This is a genomic window from Thermofilaceae archaeon (assembly GCA_038731975.1).
Classification (GTDB): Archaea; Thermoproteota; Thermoprotei; order Thermofilales; family Thermofilaceae; genus JANXEW01.
Map to the genome: position 1 here is coordinate 1 of JAVYQJ010000014.1, position 24174 is coordinate 24174.

At 60.4% G+C, this 24174-nt stretch carries 23 protein-coding genes; 10 read left to right on the plus strand and 13 right to left on the minus strand.

Annotated features, from left to right (window positions below; translation table 11 throughout):
* On the minus strand, positions 1-1081 hold a 1081-nt coding region (locus tag QXF46_06600), incomplete at its 3' end, for a cytochrome c biogenesis protein CcdA (protein ID MEM0226528.1).
* Positions 1082-1209: 128 nt separating this feature from the next.
* Here QXF46_06600 and QXF46_06605 point away from each other — a divergent pair.
* The 4 genes from QXF46_06605 to QXF46_06620 are packed head-to-tail and all read left to right on the plus strand — an operon-like array spanning position 1210 to position 4099.
* On the plus strand, positions 1210-2583 hold the full coding sequence (locus tag QXF46_06605; GenBank protein ID MEM0226529.1) for an alpha-glucosidase/alpha-galactosidase: 1374 nt from the start codon (positions 1210-1212) through the stop codon (positions 2581-2583).
* A gap of 38 nt (positions 2584-2621) precedes the next feature.
* Positions 2622-3500 carry an amidohydrolase family protein gene (locus tag QXF46_06610; protein MEM0226530.1) on the plus strand — a complete coding sequence of 293 codons (879 nt, stop codon included), beginning with the start codon at positions 2622-2624 and terminating at the stop codon, positions 3498-3500.
* A gap of 23 nt (positions 3501-3523) precedes the next feature.
* On the plus strand, positions 3524-3802 hold the full coding sequence (locus QXF46_06615) for a DUF131 domain-containing protein (GenBank protein MEM0226531.1): 279 nt from the start codon (positions 3524-3526) through the stop codon (positions 3800-3802).
* Between the two features lie 9 nt (positions 3803-3811).
* Complete coding sequence (locus tag QXF46_06620; protein MEM0226532.1) at positions 3812-4099, plus strand: hypothetical protein; 288 nt, start codon at positions 3812-3814, stop codon at positions 4097-4099.
* Here the strand turns inward: QXF46_06620 and QXF46_06625 are convergent.
* Positions 4070-4831: a hypothetical protein gene (locus tag QXF46_06625; protein ID MEM0226533.1), complete on the minus strand. Its 762-nt coding sequence runs from the start codon at positions 4829-4831 to the stop codon at positions 4070-4072. The genes QXF46_06620 and QXF46_06625 overlap by 30 nt on opposite strands.
* A 75-nt stretch (positions 4832-4906) precedes the next feature.
* On the opposite strand from QXF46_06625, the gene QXF46_06630 reads away from it, so the two are divergent.
* The 4 genes from QXF46_06630 (at position 4907) to QXF46_06645 (ending at position 11628) form a co-directional block, all read left to right on the plus strand.
* On the plus strand, positions 4907-5122 hold the full coding sequence (locus QXF46_06630; GenBank protein ID MEM0226534.1) for a hypothetical protein: 216 nt from the start codon (positions 4907-4909) through the stop codon (positions 5120-5122).
* Positions 5123-5203: 81 nt separating this feature from the next.
* Entirely contained in the window at positions 5204-6421 is a 1218-nt protein-coding gene (locus QXF46_06635; GenBank protein ID MEM0226535.1) for a radical SAM protein, read from the plus strand.
* A 47-nt stretch (positions 6422-6468) separates the two neighbouring features.
* Complete coding sequence (locus tag QXF46_06640; protein ID MEM0226536.1) at positions 6469-7290, plus strand: DUF3782 domain-containing protein; 822 nt, start codon at positions 6469-6471, stop codon at positions 7288-7290.
* Positions 7291-7359: 69 nt separating this feature from the next.
* A complete protein-coding gene (locus QXF46_06645; GenBank protein ID MEM0226537.1) occupies positions 7360-11628 on the plus strand; it encodes a hypothetical protein in 4269 nt (1422 codons plus the stop codon).
* Here QXF46_06645 and QXF46_06650 read toward each other — a convergent pair.
* The 11 genes from QXF46_06650 to pstS all read right to left on the minus strand — a co-directional run bounded on the left by QXF46_06650 (position 11615) and on the right by pstS (position 22987).
* Positions 11615-12556 carry a zinc-binding dehydrogenase gene (locus tag QXF46_06650; GenBank protein MEM0226538.1) on the minus strand — a complete coding sequence of 314 codons (942 nt, stop codon included), beginning with the start codon at positions 12554-12556 and terminating at the stop codon, positions 11615-11617. The two genes, QXF46_06645 and QXF46_06650, sit on opposite strands and share 14 nt — an antisense overlap.
* Positions 12557-12655: 99 nt before the next feature.
* Complete coding sequence (locus QXF46_06655) at positions 12656-13516, minus strand: sugar phosphate isomerase/epimerase family protein (GenBank protein ID MEM0226539.1); 861 nt, start codon at positions 13514-13516, stop codon at positions 12656-12658.
* Positions 13517-13670: 154 nt separating this feature from the next.
* Positions 13671-14864 (minus strand): uroporphyrinogen decarboxylase family protein, encoded by a 1194-nt coding sequence (locus tag QXF46_06660; GenBank protein ID MEM0226540.1) that lies wholly within the window; start codon positions 14862-14864, stop codon positions 13671-13673.
* A gap of 47 nt (positions 14865-14911) precedes the next feature.
* On the minus strand, positions 14912-15547 hold the full coding sequence (locus QXF46_06665; GenBank protein ID MEM0226541.1) for a lactate utilization protein: 636 nt from the start codon (positions 15545-15547) through the stop codon (positions 14912-14914).
* 42 nt (positions 15548-15589) lie between these two features.
* The gene (locus tag QXF46_06670) at positions 15590-18316 is read right to left on the minus strand and encodes a glycoside hydrolase family 38 C-terminal domain-containing protein (protein MEM0226542.1); all 2727 of its coding nucleotides are present in this window, start codon (positions 18314-18316) and stop codon (positions 15590-15592) included.
* A 38-nt stretch (positions 18317-18354) separates the two neighbouring features.
* A complete protein-coding gene (locus QXF46_06675) occupies positions 18355-18768 on the minus strand; it encodes a PIN domain-containing protein (GenBank protein ID MEM0226543.1) in 414 nt (137 codons plus the stop codon).
* Positions 18746-19015 carry a hypothetical protein gene (locus QXF46_06680; protein ID MEM0226544.1) on the minus strand — a complete coding sequence of 90 codons (270 nt, stop codon included), beginning with the start codon at positions 19013-19015 and terminating at the stop codon, positions 18746-18748. Before QXF46_06680 ends, QXF46_06675 begins: the two co-directional genes overlap by 23 nt.
* Before the next feature lie 144 nt (positions 19016-19159).
* Entirely contained in the window at positions 19160-19939 is a 780-nt protein-coding gene (locus QXF46_06685; GenBank protein ID MEM0226545.1) for a phosphate ABC transporter ATP-binding protein, read from the minus strand.
* The gene (locus QXF46_06690; GenBank protein MEM0226546.1) at positions 19939-20787 is read right to left on the minus strand and encodes an ABC transporter permease subunit; all 849 of its coding nucleotides are present in this window, start codon (positions 20785-20787) and stop codon (positions 19939-19941) included. The genes QXF46_06685 and QXF46_06690 overlap by 1 nt, the downstream gene beginning before the upstream one ends.
* Complete coding sequence (gene pstC / locus QXF46_06695; GenBank protein ID MEM0226547.1) at positions 20784-21674, minus strand: phosphate ABC transporter permease subunit PstC; 891 nt, start codon at positions 21672-21674, stop codon at positions 20784-20786. Before pstC ends, QXF46_06690 begins: the two co-directional genes overlap by 4 nt.
* A gap of 155 nt (positions 21675-21829) precedes the next feature.
* Entirely contained in the window at positions 21830-22987 is a 1158-nt protein-coding gene (gene pstS, locus QXF46_06700; GenBank protein ID MEM0226548.1) for a phosphate ABC transporter substrate-binding protein PstS, read from the minus strand.
* Between the two features lie 457 nt (positions 22988-23444).
* Here pstS and QXF46_06705 point away from each other — a divergent pair, with 457 nt between their 5' ends.
* On the plus strand, positions 23445-23702 hold the full coding sequence (locus tag QXF46_06705; protein MEM0226549.1) for a hypothetical protein: 258 nt from the start codon (positions 23445-23447) through the stop codon (positions 23700-23702).
* Positions 23681-24076 carry a type II toxin-antitoxin system VapC family toxin gene (locus QXF46_06710; GenBank protein MEM0226550.1) on the plus strand — a complete coding sequence of 132 codons (396 nt, stop codon included), beginning with the start codon at positions 23681-23683 and terminating at the stop codon, positions 24074-24076. Before QXF46_06705 ends, QXF46_06710 begins: the two co-directional genes overlap by 22 nt.
* The last annotated feature ends 98 nt before the right edge of the window (positions 24077-24174 follow it).

Sequence of the window (24174 nt, forward strand, 5' to 3'; positions counted from 1 at the left end):
AGCCAGCTGCGTAGAGAACCGCGGCTGCAACCATTGCAGCTCCCAGTACTTTGTTGAGCTTATTCAGCGAGCGGGCGCGCGATGCCGCAATCCTCACCCTCCTCAGGAGGAGTGTTAACACGAGCACCGTAAGGGATAGCCCCGCCGCGTAGGACACGCTCGCAGCAGCTGCTTCCATAGGGCTTCGCGCGAGGGAGGCCAGCGAAAGGGCAGCGGTGAACATCGGCGCGGCGCAGGGACCCCACATGATGGTGGTTAATGAGCCGAGCAAGAACGGGTTTGCACGCCTCACCCCCTTAGACAACCTCGTCGCCAGCCGGCTGGCAACCTGCGAGAGCCCTCTGTTCAGCTGATCAACGAGCAGGACAACGCCCGCGAAGAGGAGGAGCATGTAGGCTAAGGGCTCGGCCAAGGATCGCGCCGCCAGAATGAGGCCGGCCGCCACGGTTCCAACTAAAGCGCTAACAATGAAGAGGCCTAGCGTGAACAGTGTAGCCCCCCGTTTGCCACCCTTAGATGCGATCAAGTATACGACGGGGAGGAGAGGGAGGATGCACGGCGAGAAAGGGGTGGAGAAGCCGAGGAGTAGTGGAAGCACGATGACCGTTCCCAACCCGAGAGCTAGGTGATCGCTACTCGTACCTCGAGTGCTTTCGGAGGCTTCAAGATCGGGACACCTCCTTTTCGATTCGTTCTGAGCCAAGCTGAGGAGCTCGAGGAATCTTTCAGGGTCCCTGTACCCCAGGGCTCCGCCAAGTGGAGAACCGTTCGGGCAGATGAAGAGGTGGGCTGGAGTAGCGGGTACCCTGTACGCAGAGGCGATATCTGTTCGCTCTGCGACGTTAACTCTCGCGGGGAGGAAAAGGGTGTTTAACTTCTCGGAGACCCGCGGGTCTTCAAAGACCTTCTCCATTAGGCGGCAGGCGTAGCACGTTTCTGAGTAGAAGTAGACGTAGACGAGCCTTCTCGCGCTCGACGCCCTGGCTAGTGCAGCTTCGTAGCTCAACCAGTGAACGGGCTCCGCGAGGACCAGCGGAGATATAATAGTGAGCAACGCGAGCAAGGCATAGACCCTGAGCATGCGCCAGCCCCCGCCCCCTTCACTATAAGCTTTCCGCTGGCATAAGCGCAGCTTGAAGATTACGCTTCACCGCCAATCGCATTTGGGAATGGCGTTAAGCAGAAGTACCGGCTAGCCTACACGCCGCTGTGACGGGTGTAAAGATAGCCGTCATAGGCGCTGGTAGCGTGGCTTGGTCGGCGACGCTGATCAGGGATCTCTGCATGACTCCGGACTTGCGCGGGAGCACTGTGAGCTTGATGGATATCAACGAGGAGAGGTTGAAACTCGTCCACGCGATTGCAACCCGGTACGCCAGGGAGGTGAAGGCCGACCTCAAGTTTGAGGCCACCCTAGACCGGAGGGAGGCCATCAGGGACGCGGACTTCGTCATCAACACCGCTATGGCTATGGGCCACGGCTACTACGAGCGCATGCGTGAGATCTCCGAGAAACACGGCTACTACCGTGGTATTAACAGCGTTGAGTGGAACATGGTGAGCGACTACCACACGATCTGGGGGTACTACCAGTTCAAACTGGCCATGGAGATCGCGAGGGACATCGAGGAGCTAGCACCAGACGCCTGGTTGCTCCAGATTGCGAACCCCGTCTTCGAGCTGACGACGCTGATCAGCAGGAGGACGAAGGTTAAGGTCATCGGCCTCTGCCACGGCCACCTCGGCTACAGGGAGATCGCGAGCGAGCTCGGCCTAGACCCCGACAAGGTGGAGTTCGAGGCTATCGGCTTCAACCACGTCATCTGGTTAACCCGGTTCGAGTACGAGGGGGAGGACGCGTACCCACTGATCGACGAGTGGATCGAGAAGAGGGCTGAGGAGTACTGGAGCAGGTGGAGGCAGTACCAGAGCAACCCCTTCGACGTTCAGATGTCGCCAGCAGCTGTGGACATGTACAGGACCTACGGTCTCTTCCCCGTCGGCGACACAGTGAGGGGCGGGACTTGGAAGTACCACTGGAACCTCGAGACGAAGCGGAGGTGGTACGGGCCGACGGGCGGGCCTGACAGCGAGATCGGATGGAAGTGGTACATGGACATGCAGGCGATGATCATCGAGTCCTTCAAGGAGGCTGTCGCCGACCAGAAGACACCGCTCACCAGGATCCTGCCGCCGAAGAGGAGCCTCGAGTCCGTCGCCCCATTGATCGACTCGCTCGTCAACGACAAGAGGGGGCTCTACCAGCTAAACATCCCCAACCAGGGGTCGATCGTCGGGATACCGGACGACGTGGCCGTCGAAGTTCCAGCCTACGTGGACGGGAGGGGGGTGCACAGGGTATACGGCCTCAGGCTGCCGAGCCGCATCATGAAGCACGTGATCTGGCCCCGGATGATGCGGATGGAGTGGGCGCTCGAGGCCTTCCTCGAGGGCGGGAGAAACGTGCTCTTCGAGTGGCTCATCGTGGACCCGAGGACCAAGTCGACCGAGCAGGTGGACGCTGTGATCAACGACATACTATCGATGCCGGAGAACAGGGAGATGGCGGAGCACTTCAAGTAGCGGCAACCGTTTTCAACCAGCTTTTCTCTTCCGCTCTCGTGAGTGTTAAGCAGCTCCCGGTGGAGCCGATCGACTTCCACACCCACGTGGGTAGAGTGCTCTCCTTCAACCCTCGGATCAAGGGCTGGGTTGAGTCCAGCCTCGGCGACCTCCTCAGCTACATGGACGAGGCCGGCGTCGAAAGGGCGGTAGTGCTCTCCATCCCCCCGCGCGCGGACCCCTACGCCTCCTTCCTATCGAACTCGCAGCTTCTCAGGGAGGTTCAACCCCACCAGGGGAGGCTGATCGCCTTCTGCTGCCCCAGCCCTCTGCGGCGAGATGCTGTGTCCGCGCTGAAGAAGCTGGTGGAGGCGGGGTGCAGAGGCTTGGGCGAGGTGAAGGTGGGCTTGAGAGTCGACGACCCCCGCCTCCTGAAGCTGCTGAGAGCCGCTGAGTCGCTCGGCCTGCCAGCGCTGATCCACGTGGAGGAGGGGCCCTACTTCCACTACTGCCACGGCGTGGAAGCGCTAGCCGAGGTTCTGAAGGGGCTACCCGACTTGAAGCTCGTCGTCCACGGCCCCGGCTGGTGGTCCCGCATCTCTGCCGAGGGGGCTGGAAACCTGTACCCGGGCGGGCCCGTAAGGGGGGAGGGTCTTGTCCACGAGCTGCTGAGGCGCTTCGACAACCTCTACGCGGACATCTCAGCGAACTCCGGCTTAAACGCTCTGAGGAGGGACCCCGAGCACGCCCTCCGCTTCATAGAGGAGTTCCAGGAGAAGCTGATCTTCGGAACCGATTTCCCCTGCCTCTCCGATAGCGGCCAGTTCGGCCCCGACCGCTCCCACCTGGACTTCCTCCTCAAGCTCTGCCTGCCCAACCGGGCTTTGAGGAGGATCCTGCGGCAGAACGCCGAGCGGCTGCTGGAGAAACGCGTTTAAAGGTTGTGTATAGCTGTAAAACGATGAGCGTGGTGGAGGTTGCGCTGCTGCTCTTCGCGGCTGCATTCCTGCTGGTGGTAGCCGGCACCCTGGTTCTTCTGCTGTCAGCCTTCAGGGCGGGGAGGGGTGAGCGCCGCGCCGAAGGGGGTGCGGTACTGATCCTCGGGCCACTCCCCATCGCCTTCGCAACCGGAGAAAGAATCGTAAAACCCCTGGTCCTCCTAGCCATCATCCTCACCGCCTTCGCCGTAGCTGTCTTCCTCCTCTTGGCCTGGCTGCTGCCGGTACTGATCAGGGTCTAGGTGGTGAGCGTGAACCACACTCGCGGCGAACCGGTCCTCTGGAAGGTCGGGCTGGCCCTCGTGCTAGCCGGGCTCGCGCTAGCAGTTATAGCCGCTCTGCTGCCGCTCCTCGCTGCGCCAGGCGCGCTGGTGGGCGTGGGCGGCTGCATCGTCGTGCTCTTCGTGCCCGTGTGCTTTGGGGTTGGCAGCCAAGCCCTCCCCCTGCTCATTGTTGCGATAGCACTCTCAATCGTGCTGCTCGCCGTCGCCTTCATCGTGTGGAGGGTGCTAGCTAGGGAGGTGCATCAGGTCGCTTAGGGCCGATAGCAGCACGTGGAAGCCGGCGACGCCGAATGGGAGGGTTAGGTTGTCCTCCGGCGATACGAGCTCGATGAGGGCGGCGATCAAGCTGAGGATTACAGCGCGCGCCGGTTTTTCGCCAAACGCCACCAGAGCCAGCGTGAAGAGTGCGGCTGCGGCGAGTGGTGAGTGGGCGTAGTGCTTCAGAATTTTGCGCCCCCTCGGGAGGAAGAGCGTGACCAGCGAGGCGGTGGGATCCACGATGGCGAGAGCCAGGATCCCGCGCGCCGTAGCTGCAGGGCCGAACAGGGCGTAGCTGGTCAGAACCGAAGCTACAGCGCAGATCGCTGCTACGTAGCCGTACCGCTTCTCGTAATCCCTCTCGACGGATTCGATCAGCGAGAAGAACCCCTCCTCGGCTCGATCGAGCGCGCGCTCGACGTCTTCGACAACTTCGTGGAGCGGGCCTAGGGCCTTCAATCGTTGAAGCACGGTCCTGCGGGCCTCCCTCGTTATCCTGACAATGGAGTCCCTTAGCTCAGGCTTCCTCACCCTGAGGGTTGAAACAAAAAGGGCTGAGAACAGGAGGATGGTGTAACTGGAGAGAGCGGGGTCGAGGGTTGAGCCGAGGTACGAGAACAGCGACGCGTACTCGGGGGTCAACGGGATGATGAGCACCAGGGCTAGCGCCACGTGGATGAGCTTGCGAAGCGACTCGCGTTGAGCGTACGTTAGGGTTGAAAGCTTCACCCCAGCTCCAGCCTACGCGATGTTTAAAGCTTCGCTAAGCGTGAAGTTTATAAGTGGTCTTCAGCGCGCGAAGGCGTGGCTTTCAGCAGGATCTACGCTGAAATCGCCAAGCTGCTACTCGAGCGTAAAACGCTCACCAGCTACGATCTAAGGGAGCTGGAGATGATGTACGGCGACGCTGCCCACGATGCGATCGACGCTCTCGTGACAGCTGGCGCAGCCAAGCGCGTGGGCAGCAGAGTAGAGGCGGTAGACCTCGATAAGCTGAAAAGAATCGCTAGGATGCGTTAACCCATCCAATTCTAAGATCTTTTTGGCGCGTTTGCGGCAAGTACGCGGAGCTGTTAAAGGGCTTGCAACGCCTACTAGCCTGTGGCTTATCGGGTTAAAATCGACGAGAAGAGGTGCAGAGGCTGCGGGGTCTGCACGCTGGTCTCCGCTTGCCGATCGCCGGGTAGGTGCGTAGGCTGCCTAGCCTGTTACTGGGCCTGCCCCTACTCCGCGCGCCTGCTTGAGCCGGCGCAGCCCGAGGGGGTAGTCACGATCCACCTGGACGGGCAGCCTCTCACCGTCCCCGCTGGAGTGCCCGTTGCCGCCGCGCTTCAAGCCGCTGGTTTCCGCTTCAATGAGCCGGGGAGGGAGCCGTCACTGGCCTGTGGAACTGGGGGTTGCTGGAGCTGCGCCCTCCTCATCGACGGGGAGCTGGAGCGAACTTGCATCACGCCGGTGAGGGAGGGGATGCGCATTGAGACTGGTATTGAGGCTGTGGAGCCTCGGCGGATCATCCACGGGCCCGAGCCCCACCTCGTCGGCGGTAAAGCCACGCCCTGGTGGGAGGTCGATTACAGGCGCTACGTGGAGGCGGCTGTTTGGGCTGCGGGGTGCAACCTGCGCTGCCCCCAGTGCCAGAACTATTTCGTCACCTACGACAACGTGAGCCCCGAGCTCACGCCCGCTGAAGCTGCGAGACTGCTGGTCTCCTGCCATAGGAGGTATCGAACGAGGGGTGTGGCAATCAGCGGCGGCGAGCCGACGCTGAACAGGCGCTGGCTTGTGGGCTTCTTCAGGGAGCTGGCCAGGCTGACGGAGCCGAAGGTGAGGAGGCACTTGGACAGCAACGGGACCATCCTCACTCCCGAATGCGTCGATGAGCTGGTGGAGGCAGGCTGCAACAACATCGGCGTGGAGCCGAAGTGCAGCCGCGTTGAGACCTACATGCGGGTCACCGGCCTACAGGACAGGGATCTGGCCGCGAGGTACATGGAGAACGCGTGGCGGATCGCCGAGTACATCTACGACAACTACCGCGAGAAGGTTTACCTAGGCTTGGGGATCGTCTACAACCCGGCTCTCGTAACGCTCGATGAGATCGCGGAGGCGGGGCGCAGGGTGGCGGCGATCAGCGAGGAGATCCAGGTGACGGTCCTCGACTACTTCCCGGCTTTCCGGCGGAGGGAGCTGAGAAGGCCGACGGTTGAGGAGATGCTGAGGGTGAAGGAGATCCTCGAGGGGGAGGGCTTGAAGACAGTGATCGTTCAGACCAGCTCAGGGCATGTAGGGCCCGGCCAGAGGAGGTTTGGCGGGCTGTGAGGGGGAATCAGGAAAGTTTTAACAAGAGGGAACTGCCCACTGACTTAATGGTTGAGACGCTCAAGGAGGAGCTGCTGAGGCTGCTCCTGGAGGACAGGGCGTTCAGGCTAGCTGTCACCGGAGCCCTAGGTTTAGCGGAAGCTATCGATGAGATCAAGAAGCTCCGCAGGGATACGGCTAGAAACACGAAAGCGATCAGGGTTCTGCAGGAACAAGTTGCAGAACACTCGAAGGCCATAAGAGCGCTGCAGGAGCAAGTGGCCGAGCACACGAAAGCGATCAGGGCTCTGCAGGAGCAAGTGGCTAGGAACACTGAAGCCATCAGAGCTCTGCAGGAACAGGTAGTTGAGCACACGAAAATCTTGGCTGAGCAGACGAGAGCGATCAGAGCGCTGCAGGAGCAAGTGGCTGAGCACACGAAAGCGATCAGGGCTCTGCAGGAGCAAGCCGAACACTTGTCGAGATCCGTAGAGGATCTAGCTAGGACGGTCGCGGCGGTGGGCGCTCGTTACGGCTTGCTGGCTGAGGAGGCTTTCAGAGAGGCTATGCGGGGTATCGTAGAGAGGCTCTTCGGCGGGAAGGTGGAAAGGTGGATCCAGTTCGATGAAGAAGGAATGGTTTTCGGTCACCCCAGCGTCGTTGAGGCTGATCTCGTCGTGCGAGACAAGGAGCACGTGCTGATCGAGCTCAAAGCGAGCGCCTCGAGGAGCGATGTTCGCGAACTCGTATACGTTGGAAAGCTCTACGAGAAAGTAACTGGTGTAAAGCCACGGTTGGCACTCGTTTCACCCCACATCGATCCCCGGGCCCTCGAGCTCGCAAGAAAACTGGGTGTCGAGGTTTACACGGGAACTACCCTCGAGCGCTAGCTATACGCCAAAACCTGTGCAGAGTTTGCGCGGAGTCAGAGTTTTAGGCCTTCGGGAGCCTTCTACCGCGTGCAGAGGCCGCTTCTAATGGTCCTAGCCGCGCTTACGGTGTTAGGCAGCCTACCTGCTTACGCCTGCTCGGAGGACGAAGTCCCGCCCTGGTGGGATGCCGGTTGGAGGTTTAGGGATGCGTTGACCCTTCGCGAACCCGCCGGCATCGGCAGAGTGTGGGAGCCCGTGCTCGTTAGAATCGCGCTACCGGCAGATCGCGTGAACAACCCTTCTAGCGAGCTCCGAGTACTGACATGGCTGAACGGGTGGGTTGAGATCCCATTTCAGATCCTCGCTTGGGCGAGAAAGGGCGATGAAGTTATAGTGGAGCTAGCGTTCCTCGCCAACGCGTCGCCCTACAGCGCTCAAACCTACTACGTCTACTACGGGAATCCTCAAGCCCCCGATCCCTCCTACTCAACCGACCTGAGAGTCGATGCGGAAGCCGAGGGCGTGACGGTCGGCAACAGCTACTACGAGTTGACGCTCTCCACCAAGAAGGGGGGAGGGCTCTCCCGGATCCTGGTCAAGGGCATCAACGTAAACCTAGCGAGCAACCTTTCGGGCGAAGCATCGTTCCAGTTCGAGTACAGAGCGGGCGGTAAGGAGTACAAGCAGGCTTTGGGCAAGCTTAGGCGGCTTGAAGTCGCCTCCGCAGGGCCTGTCCTGGCCAGGGTTATCGTTGAAACGCAAGTGTGGAATTTCAACGTGACGCAGGAGTGGTACTTCTTCGCCTACAACCCCTACATATGGCTTAAACTCAGAGTAAAGGGGGCAGCCCCCTCCCTCGAGTGGATTCGCTACTTCAACACGCGCTTCGACGCGCTAGCCGTTCAGCTGGGGGGCTTCGACAGCTGGTTCATCGATGGCGGCAGCTACAGAGTGAGCGCCCTGCAGAGGGAGGACTTCAGCGGTGCTGCATTCGCCGCCGCGTTGGCATCTTTCGGGAGAGGTGTTGCCGTTGGTGTCTTCCGCCTCGATCAACCGTTCTGGGCGGTAGCGGGCTGGGCTAGGGAGTTGAAGTGGGAAGTCGGCGCCCCGGCTGATGGGACGGTAGAGGACCTGTTCCTTTACGTTGGGCCACTTCACGAGATGCTAAGCTACCGGGAGCGGTTGAAGAGTCCCCTGACGCCTGAGATGTGGCAGCGCCGTGCGCCTGCGTTTAAGCCCCTCAACACGGAGGAAGTATTGAGCGAAGCCTCGTTCGTAGTCTTTCTCATCCCTCACTCGCACTGGGACCCCGACTGGCTGATGCCTTGGAGTGAGTCCAGCGAAAAGGTCCGATCAATCATCGCGTCAGCTGCGAAGCTCGCCGTAGCTCAGCCTGGTTTCAAGTTTGTAGTCGACCAAGTCTGCTTCCTGCGCTACTTCTGGGAGCGAGCAAGCGAGGCGGAGCGCGAGTTCTTCAAGGAGGCGGTGCGTCGAGGGGCGATCGAGATCGCGGGTGGGATGGTCTCGCAGCCCGATACGAATCTCGTCAGCGAGCCCGGGCTTGTTTGGGACGCCTTCCTCGGGCGCCGCTGGACGATGGAGAACTTGGGCGTGGAGCCCTCTCCCGTAGCCTGGCAGTGCGACCCCTTCGGCCATGCTCCAACGCTCCCCGAGTTTCTCGTAGCCTCGGGGTACAGGTACGTCTACTTCGGGAGGTGCGGCGAGGGGCAGGAGGGATGGCTACCTCATGCCTTCTGGTGGGTTGGGCCCACGGGGGCGAGGGTTCTTGCGTACTTCAGGGACTACTGCGCCGGCGAGTTCCTCTCAAGAGCGGGGAGCGCCGACGAAGTGGTGAGCAGGATCTTAGAGATCGTTGAAGAAGCGAGGAGGAGGGACGGCATAGGGGCCGCCATCCTGCTTGTGGGTTGCGACTTTACGCCACCCCCCATCCGCCTTGTAGACCTCGTCAACGATTGGAACCAGCGCTACCTGACCCGGACGGGGGTTGGGCTCGTCATCGCGACCCCGAGCGAAGCCTTCAGGTTTATCGAGGAGCGATACGGCGGTAGGCTGCGGGAGATCAAGCTGGATCCCAACCCCCTATGGCAGGGCTGGTACATCACGCGCCCCTCGGCTAAGCTGGTTGAGAGGAGGGCATCTATGCTTCTCTCCACGATTACGAAGCTCCTTCCGCTCGCAGCTCTAGCCGGGCTCAACACCTCGTGGATAGCAGAGCAGGCCGCCTCGATCTGGTTCGACCTCTGCGTGAACCATCACCACGACAGTATAACGGGAACGAGCCCCGACAGCACGTGGAAGGGGTCGATCTGGCCCCGTTACGCCGGCGCGTTGGCTTCCGCTGAGCGCTTGCACAGCGAGTTCATCGCGAGATTGGCGGAGAGCATTGGCGGTCGCAGCCTCCATAGCATCGTGGTATTCAATCCTTCGGCTCGGACGAGAAGCGGCATAGTGTTCGTCAACGCGACCCTGAGATCAGGCATATCCAGCCTCGTCGCCATTGACGAAGAGGGGGTGCATCCCGTGCAGATCCTGGGAGCGCGACCTCTCAACGTGACGCACTCCATCTACGAGCTCGCGGTGGATGTGGGTCGCACGCCGCCGCTCGGCTACAAGACGCTGGAACTTGTGGAGGGCGGGCTTCAGGTTCAATCGCCGGCGTCCGCCAGGATCGAGGGGGGTAAAGCGGTGCTGGAGAACGCGTACGTGAGGCTTGTCGTCAACGTCGAGAAGGGGGGTTTAATCGAGGAGCTCGTAGACAAGGTTTCCGGCTCCCGGCTTCTCCGAGCGCCCTCAGGCGAGATCCTCTTCTACAGGGACTGGGGGGACGTTTACGGCTTCTCCCTCGGAAGCCCTGTGGCCGTCAGCAGAGCTTTCAGCGTCGCTAAGGCTGAGGTCGTGTGGAGCGGCCCGCTCGTTGCTAAGCTGCTCTTGCAGCTAAAGGGAGCCACCGACGTGCGGCTGGAGTACACCGTCTGCTATGACGTGAGGGGTGTGGATCTGAGCGTCACCGTAGCGGCCCTCAAGGATACTACAGCCGTTCTGGCTCTCAGCGGTATCGCGGGAAGGGTCGTGAGAGGCGCTCCCTTCGGCGCGGTGGAGGGGGGCGATGCTCGCTTCTGGCCTGTAGCGTACTGGTTCGCGATAGAGCCCTTGCGAGGCCCTTCGTTGCTCGTGATCAACAGGGGGGCTGCGCAGGGTGTTAGGTTTCTGGTGGGGAGCGTGGAGATCGGGCTGACGAGGGACTGCTCGACGCCGAAAGCCGACAAGATCACCTTTACGGATCAAGACTGGCACACGATAGAGCTGAGGCTGTTAGCGTATAGTGGTGGGTGGAGGGATAACCTAGTGTGGCTCGAGGCGTACGACTTTAACAATCCGCTTGTAGCTGTTGTAGTAACACCAGACCGGGCGAAGCTCCCACCGCGCTTCGGCCTCCTCAGCGCCAACTGGGGGGCTGAGCTTGTAGACGCGCTACCGCTCCAAGACTGGAACGTCCTCACGTTCTCCAACTACCTCCCCACTCGAAGCATTACCCTCTACACGGCGCTCGAAGTTGCGGGAGCCTTCTCTTCGCTAATCGATGGGCGCCCGCTGTCCCCTCTACAGCCGGATGAAGCTGGGGTAGTGCTGCCCGCCAACGCTTCCCTGGTCTCCGCTCTCGTTAAGTGGGGGCCGAGGTTGGAGCCCCTCCGCCCAAGGGTGGCGACCCTGAGGCTCTCGCTCGTTAACGCCTCGGGGATGGCCATCGAAGTTGGAGTTTCCTTGCGCGGTGAAGATGGCGAACCCCTCCCCGGCCGCATTCTGAGGCTCCTAGCGAGATCCGATGCTTCGAAGCTCGAGGTAGCCAGGGCGCTGACGGACGCTGAAGGGCGCGCCCGAATTACACTGGAGCTGAACGCGAGCGGGCCTCTCGAGCTGTACGCTGTCTTCGACGGTGATCTGCTCTACGGGGCGAGCGAGAGCAACAGCGTGGTGGTTGAGGTGGTACCGGTGTTCAGGTTCAGCGTGCTGGTGCTCGACCCTCTTGGCGACCCCCTGCCCGGCGCTCGAGTGACGATCACGGGTGCGGGTAGGACGGTTTTCACCCGCACGGACGAGCATGGGGTAGCCGAAGCCCTTCTAGCGCCGGGGACGTACAGGGTCAGCGTCACGTATGCTGACGCCGTAGAGATGCTGTACGTTCAGGTTAGCGGGGTGGCTTCGATTGAGGTGAAGCTCAGTTCCCTCCGGCTGCTCCTCTCACTACCGAAGATACGCCTAGCAATAATAGCTGTTCTCTTCGCAGCCCTGTTAGCGGCAGCGCTGCTGAGACTCGTGAGAGCTAGGGAGCGATAACGCCCTTGATGTAATCGGCCGGCTTGGAGGCGGCGTACTCGAAAGCCCTCTGTATCTCGCTGAGCGGCCAAACATGGGTGATGAGCCTTTCCATCGTGAAGACCCTCCTAGCGAGCATTCTCATGGCGATGCGCAGGCAGAGGCGCATGTCCTCCGCCCGGTTGGGGTTCGTCATTAGCACCTCGAGGCCCTTTGCGTCCCACGCTGCGAGATCCACCTGCACGGGCTGGGGGTGGAAACTGAAGATGCATAGCTTCCCCTTCCTCCTCACCAGCTGGGTGGCTACATCAACGCCCTTCGGGGACCCCGTCGCTTCAATCACTATGTCGAAACCGCCGAGCTCGGCGGCCAGCCTCCTAATATCGTCGCGCATAGGGTTAACCGACATGCTAGCTCCGAACTCTTCAGCCAGCTTTAACCTATCATCCCTCACGTCTATCGCGGCGAGCCTATCGAGGCCCATCCTACTCAAAGCTTGCACCAGTAGAAGACCCATGAAGCCCACGCCGACCACGGCGACGGTGTCGCCGAACTGAGGGGCAGCCAGCCTCACTCCGTTGACTGCGCAGGCCAGCGGCTCTCCAATCGCATGCTCGAAAGCCACGCCCGGTGGTATCGGCTCAGCGTTACTCTCATCGACGATCAGGTAGTCAGCGTAGCCAGGACCGCCGAGCACGGCAACCCTATCGCCCCTCTTGAACCTGGTGGCGTTGGGGCCGAGCTCAACGACCTCCCCCACAGCCTCGTGGCCCAGCGCTGCGGGCAGGCTGAACCAGACAGAATAGCCCTGGAAGGCGTAGAGGTCTCCCGTGCAGATCCCGCACCCTCTCACTCTCACGAGGATTTCGGACCCGCGTGGAGCCCTCACCTCCTCCTCACGCAGTTCGAGCCTACCCTTCTCAACGAGGTATGCAACCCTCCCTCTCACAGGGTTGAGGAAACAAACCCGTATTAAACGGTATTGAGCTCCAGCCCTGAAGCATCGGCTCAAACGGCGGCTTCCAACACAAGCCCTTGCCGCTCTCAACTACCCCCTAAACCGTTGCTCTAGTAGACGGAGTTGGTGTTTGAGGTGCTCGAGGCGTTTCTGAGGATCGGGGTATTCCCGCAGCTCCCCGGGGATCTCGAGGTTGATAGGCTTCTCGTAGCCGGCTGCCACGATCGACGCGAAAACTCTTTCCCAACCTATCGAGCCTCTACCGGGGAAGAGGTGTTGATCGCTGCTCCCATCGTTGTCGCTCAGATGCGTGGCTACCATCCATCGGCCCGCCTCGTCGATTAGATCGTGAACCCTGCCCCTGTAGGCTTCCAGGTTAGCATGCCCCGTGTCAACGCAGAGTGCAACGTTTTCGCAGGACTCTATGATCCTCAGCAGGTGCACAGCTTTCGACCCGTACCCCCGCCCCATGTTCTCTACAGCCAGGATCACGCCGCAATCTCTAGCCTCAGGCTCGAGCGCTCTAAAGCCGCTTAAGTTCAACTCCTCGAGCCCCTCTTCGCTCATGCCTTCCACTCTGAAGGGGTGGCAAACGAGAACGTCAACCGGGATCTTGATGCACCACTGTATCCACTTCTTGACTATCTTCACCGACTTGTCCAGCTCACTGGGAGATTTCAGGTTGAAAGGGCTAAAGGGGCCGTGCGCGTGCACAAACTCAACATCGCTCAAGCACGTGGGGTCGATAGGCCCCCTACTGGCTAGCGCGAGAGCCCTGTTTTTGAAGCTCTCAGTATCATCCAGGTAAGCTTCTTCACCGCTCCTAGCTAGAAGCTCGTTAAAGTGCTCGACCGAGAGCTCTAAGCTAGCGAAGCCCCAGGAGAGGAAGCAATCGAGGGCCTCTTCGATCGGGAGCTCAACCAGCCATGAAGTCCAAACGCTCCACTCCACGTGCACGCCAACGCTCGGCAATGGGGAAGATTAAAGTGTGATGAAAGAATTGAAACGGGTTGAGCCGCCCTCGTGGCGCGCTGAGCGTGTTTGAGGGGGATGCAGCGGTTAGAGCTGGGCGAGCCTCATCGATGGTCTCGTGGAGTGGGGCAGCCTACTCCTCGAAGCGCCCGTGCCTCCGTACCAGCTCGTACGTATAGTTCAAATGCTGCTCCGGCGTACCCGGAGTTACGTTGTTCGCCTCCCCGAAGATAAACCGCCTGCCCTTTACAACACCAGAGCTGAGTACGGCTCTCACCTCCTCCTCGATCTTCTCCAGGGGTCCGTGCTCGAGCGTAACGACCCTTACTCCACCCCTTATGAGCACATCATCGCCCAGCACCTCACGGGCCTTCCCCAAGTCGATCGGGAACCCCGTGTCAATAGCGGCGATGTTCAGCTCCTCCTTGAGCACCCTGAGGAGGTGCATCACCGACCCGCAGAGGTGGATGGAGGGCCTACCGGCGCAGAAGGTCCTCACGATCTCCCTGTGCAGGGGTAGAACCACCTCCCTGTACACCCCAGGTGAGAGGTTCTGGATCGCGTCGTCAGCGAAGCCAAAGCCCTCGTAGGGGAACTGCACCTTCAGCAGCCTGTGCCATGCCTTCATCCTCTCGATGATTGCCTCCGTCAAGAACCAGAGGAACTCTTCCGCCAGCCTCCTGTTCCTATACAGGAGCTTTAAGACAAAGCCTCCCGTTATGTTGTACGCGACTGTGAAGGGACCGTCAGTTCCGATCGGTGCCCCAACCTGGCCTATCGGCCTATCCAGGTACGTAAAGCCGCTCTCCTTCTTCTCCAGGAAGTACTCGTAAAACCTCCTCACCCTGGCCATAAAGCCCGAGAAGGGGTCGGGGGTACCCCTCGCGATAAAGCTCCTAACATCGCTCTCGCTCATCAGGAAGGGTCTCACATCGGGCACACTATTGGAAGGAAAGTACAGCGGTGCGCCGAGCCAGGCAGACTCGTAGACGTTGTGGAAGCAGACGCTGACCGACCACTCCCTTGGCAGCCCCATCTCCCAGTCGGCCCAAACATTTAACCGCCTCCACCGCTCGAACTCCAGCTGTACCTGCAGCATCGCCTCAGGATCGCTGTACACCTGGTGGTAGGTGAAGCCCCGCAGATTCCGCTTCGCGTGGAGAACAATCATTCGATCGTTCATGCTCCATAGAACCGGAACCCTCTCGTGCTTGTTCTCCCTGAAATCCCGCCAAAGCCGCTCCACCATCCTGTTATGCTCCTCAAAGCCCGCCCCAACGGGCTCCTCAGCTGCCGTAAACGCCCCCTTGAGAGTGCGGGCGAGCATTCAAAAGATTGGTGGAAGGTCGGTCTAGCAGCCGACGGGGCGCGAGCCTAGTAACCGAGATCCTCGTTAACGAGCACCACGTGGTAGTCGGCCCCCGTCGGCCTCCTCTCGAGTATCAGCACTGCCCTGCAGATCCTCTCCGGAGAGTCGCAATCTACGCAGTAGCCCAGCTCCGCGCAGGGCGTTCTCACGCCCAGCCTCCTGCTGTTCAGGACGGCCGCGACGTTCTTCGCCCTCCACAGAGCCTCCTCCAAGTTTCTCGCCAGCTTGTTCCTACCCGCGACGAGAACCACCCGCTTCGGTCCGAAGGCTGTCGCGGCAACCCGGTTTCCCATCCCGTCGACGCTCACGAGCTTCCCGTCGATCGTCACCGCGTTCACGCTCGCCAGGAAGACGTCCGCCGTCAGCTCCAGCCTCCTCAACCTCATCAGCTCCTCAGCCGGTGCTTGAAGCCAGTGGTGGATCACGCGGTTACCCCTCCGCTCCAGCTCCTCGATGACTCCGAGCTCCCTGATCGTGACGGACCCCCCAACGCCAACGGTGGCCCCCTCCGGGATCAGCGATAGGACGAGCGATCTCGCCTCCACTACGTCGCCGGCGATGCGGGCGTCGAAGCCGTTCCTCCTCAACGCTTCCGCAGCTCTCTCCAGCTGCAACCTGCTGTACCACTTCCTAGCCTCCACAGCGTTCCGGAGAGGAGAGGTAAAAAACGGTTGGGTGGGATGCTACAGGGGCTCTAGCCTCAGGGTCTCCACCTTGTAGGGTCCCATCCTCAGCTTTACCTCGCCGGCCCCCAGCGCCTCGATGGGCGTCTCATCGAGCCTAGCCCTCCAGGCCCTCATCGCCTTCCAACGGGGGGCGACCCTAGCTTCAACCTCCCTCGGCGAAGGGTTGTAGATGCGGAGCACTAGCGCTCTACCGTCCTCGCTCCGCTTCATGGTGGAGAACAGCAGGGGGTCTCCCTCGACTTCGAGCAGGGAGAACTCCGGTGGCAGCTCGCCCGGGTGCGGTACGTCTTCATGCGCTAAACCGGGGACGGCCCACTCGAGCGCCGCCTTGTGCACGCCCGCATCGCTCCAGGAGCCGGTGTGAGGTATGACTGTGAGCTCGAAGCTCTGCATTCCGAGGCACTGCGCCTCCGGAGTCGGGATCTCGGGGCCCGCGTGACCGGGCCTCGTGAGCAAGTCGTTCCTCGACAGCCAACCGACTGCTCTCAGGAGCGTGTAGACGATCTCGCAGCCCCCGGCCCCCTCGCGAACCTCGTACTCGTGCAAGCCCTTCGCCGCGACGCAGAGCCCCCTCCTGCCATCGCTCACGTCCACCCACAGCCTCGTCGGCCAGGTACTGAGGGGGATCTTCCCCTCCCCTCTGACGTAGTAGTACGGGGGTTTATTGGGCCTCTCGATGACCATGTAGTGGGTCTTTGCCGCGTGCTTCTCCGCTCTGACGCCCGTGGGGAAGGCGATGCGGAGCCTGTGGTCTCGTGCCCGGTTCTCGACCCTAACCTCCACGTCTACGCGTGGCAGCTCGGTGTAAAGGGTCGCGTAGAGCTCGACGGGCAGCTCCACCTCCTCCTCGCTCCTGGCCCTCCTGTTGGGGGACGCCGAGGCGGGGACCCGTAGGCCGAAGCTGACTCTCGCGCGCACGTACACGGGACCCGCTTCAACGACCTCGAAGCTCGCCCTGCAACCCCTGCTCGTCACGACTCTGTCACGCTCAGGCGGCGAGTAGTCGTACTCGTCACCGATGTCGCCCCCATCCTCGAGGTAGGCGAGGCCCTCGTACACCTCCCCGCTCCGCTTGTCTACGATCCTCATCGCCCCGCCGTTCTCTAGGTCGAACTCCACCCTCAAGTGAAGGTTCTCGATGAACGCTCTTCCCCACCTCAGGTCCGTCTGCAGGGGCTCCACGGGCTGGGCTGCGTACGCCTTGAACCCTGCCGCCGGTAGCTCGTCGACCCACACGGCCTCCACAACACCGCCGTCCAGCTCCTTCGCTTGCACTGGGACGACTCTCCCGTGCGAATCCCTCAACGCGATGCCCCGGGGGTCGAACCTGACCACCAGGCCCCTCTTAATCAGCTCGGCGACGCCTTCGGCCACCCTCCCGGGCGCTGTGCGCGTCATCTCGTCGAGGGAGAGAGCTGCCAGCGCGTAGGGCTTCAGCCTCAGCTTGACAACGGTCTTCCTCCTCCACGGGAGGGTGTTGAAGGCGATATAGTACGATGCGTCGTAGCCGGCGAAATCGAGCTTCACGGTTGAAGCGATGAGGGGCATGGCGTGCCACTCGTACCTGTAACCAGCTCTCCCAGCGAGGAAGTAGTCGAGGGCTCCATGACCCCTACCCGTGCACTCGAGCAGCTCCCTCGCGAGTTCCCTGGCCTTCTCCAGCCTCGACATGACCTCGCGGTGCACCCCATCCACGCCGCAGCCGCAGATCGAGTCGTGCGGGTGGCAGAGGAGCACGTACCGCCAGGCCGCCCAGATCTCCCGCTCGGGGTAGCGCCCAGCTAGGAGCCAGGCGAGCGCCCAGAGCGGCTCAACGTAGAAGAGCAGCAGGTTCTCGCACTCGAAGTTCGCGACTTTCAGGTAGCTCCTCGTCGACCAAACCCCGTAGAGAACCCAGTGGTAGTGGCTGCTCAGCAGCTCCCCGCCCAACCTGCTCAAGCGGTTGGCTGAGGCCCTCGCTTCAGCGAGCACGTCCAGAAGGGTTCCTTGAACCACCTCTACGGGTAGATCCTTCGCTGCCAGTTCCCTCGCGATGGACGGCAGGTAGCTCTTCGGCAGGTGGTGGTCGCAGCCGATCATCCCCGGGATCGAGCTGATCCTCGAGTGCTTCTCCCACCTCTTGTACAGCTCCACAGTGATAGCCGCCGCGGCCTCCGCGTCGGGCGGCAGCCAAGCCAGGTTGCAGTAGCCGCCCAAAAGGAAGAGGGCTATAACCTCGCTCCCGTCCGGCCCCGCCCATATGAAGGGCGTTCCCACCTCCTCGAACTCGGGGCCGAGGCCTCTGTGGAAGACGAAGGTGTCGATCCCGAACCCCCTCAAGATCTGCGGTAGCTGAGCTGTGTGGCCGAAGGTGTCGGGGAGGTAGCCGATCGGTGTCCAACCCCCGTACTCAGCCGCACGCCGTTTCCCGTAGAGCAGGTTCCTCACGAGCGATTCCTCGTCAACGAGGAGCTCGTCGGGCTGCACGTACCATGGGCCGATCAACAGGCGGCCCCTCCTCACAGCCTCCACCACCTTTTTGCGCATCTCGGGCCTCAGCTCCAGGTAGTCGTCGATCGGCGCCACCTGGCCGTCGAGCATGAAGGAGTGGAAGGAGGGGTCCTCGAGCAGGCGGAGCACCTCATCGAGGCATTGGGCCAGCCTGTACCTGAACTTCTCGAACGTGTAGTACCACTCGCGATCCCAGTGCGTGTGCGAGATCAAAACGACCTTTGGCTTCCCCACGCCCGTGACGAGGCCCAGCTGGTATAAAACGGTTGCAGCTACCGCTCCTCGAGCCTCCGCAACGCCTCGCCGGGCTCCAGCCTCTCAACGTCGAGGCCATCGAAGTCCCTGTCGTAGCTCACGATCGGCACCCTCAGCCGCTTCGCCAGGTAGTAGACGAGGCCATCGTCGAAGTCCAAGCCCTTAGCCCCCGCCAGCTCGCACGCTAAGATCTCGTCCTCAACCGTCGTCTCGACAACCTCGATTCCCCGCCACGTGGATAGCTCGGCCAGGAACCTTGACACCAGCTCTGGCTTGCCTAGAAGCGCACAGATTCCGTGTAGAGTGAAGTGGAGGACGTAAGCCCTAGCGGCCCCAGCCTTCACTTTTTCAAGCAGGGCCCTCGATTCCTCCCACTTACCCCTTTTGTACAAGACCTCCAGGAAAACGTTAGCGTCGATCACGCAGGCCATGCCTCCTCCTCAGGGCTTCCACGAGATCCTCACCTTCCCAAGTGTAGTCGGAGAGCAGACCTAAGCCCACGATCCCCTCTACGCTCTCCGACCCCTTCGGCGGGCCTAGAGACTTCTCTAGCAGCTCCTCCACAGCCTTGCTGAGCGCCCCCCTCCTCAAGCCGTACTTCTCTGCTGCGTACCTGCGCAACCGCTCCGCTAAGCGCTTCGGGATCTCCACCTTCACCACCTCGACTTCCTCTCGCACAACAGTACTAAAGTACAAAAGTACTTAAGCTTTGCCGAGCTATTTCTTGGCTGGTAAGCGAGCGAAGCTAAGAAATGCTGAAACCCTTTGTTCCGCGTTACCGCAACGGGATGCGTTTTTGCTCCCCGTTACGGCTTCTAGCTATCAAGCGGCTTGTTTCGCCTCTCGGGCTGCAAGCCGGTCGTTGACCAGCTTCTGAAGAATGTCGTTGTAGGATTCACTCAGGATTGATGAGATGGGACCCTCGGAGATCACCCTGCCCATGAAGAGCAGCGCCCCGTGACTTGCCAACCTCTTCGCCTGCTCCGCGTCGTGGGTGACGATGATGATCGTTATCTCGCGGGAGAGCTCCTTCACGAGCTCCTCTATCTTCGCCGCGTTCAACGGATCCAGGTTGGCGGTCGGCTCATCCATGAGGAGGAGGCTCGGCTTCATCGCGAGGGCTCTCGCGATGCAGAGCCGCTGCTGCTGCCCCCCGCTCAGGTCGGAGGCCGGCTTCCTCAGCCTATCCTTCACCTCCTCCCAAAGCCCAGCCTTCTCGAGAGCCCACCTCACCAGCTTGTCCAGCTCCCGGCCTCTAGCGGTTCCGCGCAGCTTGGGGCCTATCGCCACGTTGTCGTAAACGGAGAGGTGGGGGAAGGGGTTCGGCGTCTGGAACACAATGCCCACCTTGGAGAGGACGCCGTCAGCGTTCGAGCTGTTGTAAACATCGACGCCCAGAACCTCGACCTTGCCCTCCACCCTCACCCCCCTTCGGAGGAGAATGAGCTTGTTGATCGTCCTCAAGAGCGTGGATTTCCCGCAGCCAGATGGACCGAGGATGGCGTAGACCGTGCCGGTTGGAACGAGGAGCGAGACGTCGCTCAACGCTTTGAAGCTCCCGTACCACACGTTCAAGCCCTCGATTCTGACAGCGGCCTCCATCACAGCCTCACCTCACCCGAAAGCTTCCTAACGGCGAAAGCGAGCCCCATTGATAGGGCTGCGAGGAGGAGGACGGCAGCCCATGCCAACCTCTTCCAGTTCTCGTAGGGCGTCTGAGCGAAGAAGAAGATGAGGAGGGAGAGGGTGCTTGAAGGCCGGTCGAGCCCGTAGAAGGCGAAGAAAGCGGCCCCGGCTGTGAACAGCACGGGCGCGGTCTCGCCCAGAGCCCTCATCGTCCCAAGCAGCGCAGCGGTAGCGATACCCCTGAAGTTCATGGGGACGAGGATCATCAGCACAGCCTTCCATCTCGGCAGGCCCAGAGAGAACGCGGCCTCACGGTAGCTCAGTGGGATGGCGGCAAGGCTCTCCCGCGTCTGAGCGGCGATGTAGGGGAGTGCAGTGATGCAGAGGCTAACGGCTCCGGCGATGGCTGAGGGCCTTCCCATTGGGATGACCAGCAGAGTGAACACGGCTAACCCCACGATGATCGAGGGTAGTTCCGCGATCAGTTGCAGAGCTCTAGCCGCAGCCCTCGAAAGCCACCCGTCCGGGTACTCCGACATCAGTATGCCGGCTGGAACGCCGATCGCCACCCCAGCGAGAGACGCCAGCGAGACCATCACGAGGGTTCCAACGAGCGAGGGGCCGAGCCCGCCCAACCTCCCGCCGGGCGGCCCCGGGGGTTCGAGTACGAGAGCAACCCCGCGCTCGAGCAGCACAGGTAGACCCTCAACGACAGCCGTCAGGATGAGGTGGGCTCCTGCCGCAAGGAGCGACAGGGTGGCGAGCGCTACGGCAGCGAACACAAGCCTATCCTTAACGCTCCTAGATAGCTCGTGGAAGTTCACGCCTGCTCACCTGCAGCCCTACTGGCTGCAGCTCTAGCGAGACGCAGACCGAGCGAGGTGCTCACCGAGCTCCCCAGCAGCATCACCAGGGCGGCCGCCATAAGGGAGCTCTGCATGCCGGGGTAGAGGAAGGCGTTACCAAACTGGCTTGCGATTACGCTTGTGATCGTGTGAGCGGGCTCGAAGGGGCAGAGCGGCACGTTGAACGCATTGCCCACGGTCAAGGCCACGATCGTTGTTTCACCCACCGCTCTACCGAAGCTCAGAAAGGCAGCTGCAATGATGCTGTTCTTGATGTAGCCGAGAACGATTCTGGCCCGCTCAAACCCCTTCGCACCCAAGCTGTGGAGGGCCTCAATGTAAGTGAAGGGGAAAGCGCGGTAGGCCTCCAGCGCCATGGCGGCGGAGAAGGGGGTAATCATAAGCCCCACCACCAGGCCGGCCGTGAACAATGATTGGCCGGTTGGTGAACCTCGAGCGCAGAGCAGGGGGAGACCGCTCTGCCTGATCAGAGGGGAGACTACCGCCAACCCCCACATGCCGTAGACGATCGTCGGTAGGGCGGCCATCGCGTAGAGAGCTAGGCTGATCAAGCCGCGTAACCATTCGGGAGCATACTCGTTGACGAACACGGCCACCGCCACCGAAATGGAAACCGCCATCAGAGTGGCTAAGCCAGCTGTAAGTAGTGAGCCGAGAAGGGGGGCCAGCATACCGTACCTTCCGCGCTCCCACTCACTGGGTTCCCAGTCGGCGTTAAGTAGAAGCCCCAACCCCTCGTGCCTCCACGCATCCAGCGACTCCACGAATAGGATGCCAACGATGGTCACCGATGTGAGAACGAGTACCAGAGCAGCCGGCGCTAGCGCTATCTTAAGCACATCCACCATCGTCGCACCTCGAAGCCTATCTCCCCCATCATTTATATAGCTCACTATACCTATATTTGTAAGTGCATAATGAACTCCGAAGCATAAAGAGTAATATATAAAAATATAAAAATATTTACATTTTACCTTTCTTCAATCCTCCTTATAGTTCTTTAACCTCTATAGTTCCTTAGTTCTTCAGCTACTTTCAGCCCGAGTCTAGCCCAGCTCTCGGGCACCGGTATGTAACCCTCAACAATGTTCTCCGGCTTCTGGCCTTCCGTGAATATGTAATTGAGGAACTCTGCTAGCGCTCTCCTCTTTTCGGGCGTGTAGCTTGATGGGTGCTTGATGAGTAGGTAGCTGGGCGAGACTATCGGGTAAGCGTTCGGGTCCTCTGACGTGAGGAGCTTCTCCAGTAGGCGCAGCTCAGCTATGTTCGCGCTGGCATCCTCGATCGCGGGGACTCCCGCGGCCGCAGCTCTCACAGTCTCCCTCGCGGGAAGAACGAAGTTCCCCGCTCTGTTCCTTAGAGCCGCTACTCCTAGGCCTTTAGCGTAAGCCAGCTCCACGTATCCTATGGAGTAGGGGGTGGTCCTCACGGCCTCAGCTACACCGGGGTTGCCGGGGGCTCCCACCGCCCGGCCCACTTCCGCAAGTGGCCACTTCACCAGCTTGCCGGCGCCAACGCGAGTCTTCCACTTCTCCGAAACGAGGCTCAAGTACGTGGTGAAAACCTCCGTCGTACCGCTCGAATCGCTCCTGTGCACCAGGATGATCCTGGCTCTGGGCAGGCTGACGCCGGGGTTCAGCTGAGCTATCCTCGGATCGTCCCAGTACTCTATCTCGCCGAGGAGGATATCGGCGAGCACCTCGCCCGTCAACCTCAGGTGCACGCTAGCTGGAACCTCAGGCAGGTTGTACACCACAGCTACAGCGCCCAGGATGAACGGGATTTGATAGACCCCCCCGAACTCCTTCCTCGCCCTCTCCCAGTCGGACGTCTTCAGTGGAGTATCAGAGGCCGCGAAATCGACAATACCCTGAAGGAAGTCGCTCTGACCCTTGCCGCTACCGCCCCCAGAGTACTCGGGTTGCACCCAACTACGAACTTGCCTAACCTGGCTTGACCAAGCCAGAATCTGCTCCATCGGGAAGGTTGCGCCGCTCCCGAGTAGCTGGACGGGCGTTGAGGGGGCCTCCTCTCTCTGAAGCAGGTAGAGGGCTGAAGCAGTAGCTACAATGACGGCAGCAGCTACAGCAACTGCGGCCAGCTTTATCCACTTCTGCATCGAGAGGTTACCGACAGACCACTTTATACCAGTTTTCATCATATTTATAAAAGTCTATAATGTAAAAAATATATTGCCAATTCATTATAGTTTATATATTGAGTATATATTTCATGCTAATGATGAATAGTGGAATCTAATAGCCTTTGCCGCTTTACAACTCACTATCACTTAGTGCTTTAGTCGAAATATTGTAGCTGACGATAGGGTCCTTTGGGGAAAGTAGAGCCATCGATAGAGAAGAAGGGATCGGCGGACAATAGGAGGAGTACTTAGGATGAGCTTATCCGAGAGCGAGTGCAGTAATGTAGGAAGCCCGGGTGTACCGTTACCGTTCAGACATGAGCTGGCAGTCGTCGGGCCATCTGCAAGGCTAGCATTTTTCTCCGGCTCTAGCAAACACTGGGTGTCTACAGTGCTGGGTGGGGATATGGCTGAAGCGTCGCTTTCTAAGCTAGAGTTTTAAATTTGGGCCTTGAACCACATTGTAGAGAAAGTGACGTGGAAAACCGTAAAGGTGAGTGAAGAAACGTATGCGGAGCTCTCTAAGGTAGCTGGAGAGCTCCAGGCAAGGCTCAAGCGCCCCGTATCGCTCGACGAAGCTTTAAAGTACTTGCTCAGCCTCAGGAAGAGGAGAAGGCGTTTGAAAATAACTGACTTGGCAGGTTCCTGGGACATGTCCGAGGAGGAGTGGGTTGAGATTAAAGCTTCCTTGGAGAGGGCTTGGAAAAGATGGGTACCCGGAGGCGCGTGATAGTCGATACCGATGTGCTGGTAGACGTCCTAAGAGGTGCGGGAAAAACTGTTGCTTTCGTAGCACGCTTGGAGGACGAAGGGTTTATGCTTGCAACTACCGTCATCAACGCGTTTGAGCTGTACTATGGAGCTTATAAGTCGAAGAAAGTGCAGCGGAACCTGGCTGTTGTGAGAGAGCTGCTCAGCAGGATGGTCGTCCTCAAGATAAACGAAAGATCCGCTGAGAAAGCGGGACAGATCTACGCCGAGCTGGAAGCGGAGGGACGCCCTATCGACTTGAGGGATGTACCGATCGGCGCTGTCGCTGTGACAGAGGGCTACACGCTAGTGACAAGGAATACAGCACACTTCCGAAGAATTAGAGGTTTTTGAACATATTAGCTGCGCCCTAGCAAGACAAGAGCGCAAACAATCGACTTGTGACCCATAACTCTCGTAATCCTTTTGAACACCCTCCCTCGGCTGACTTA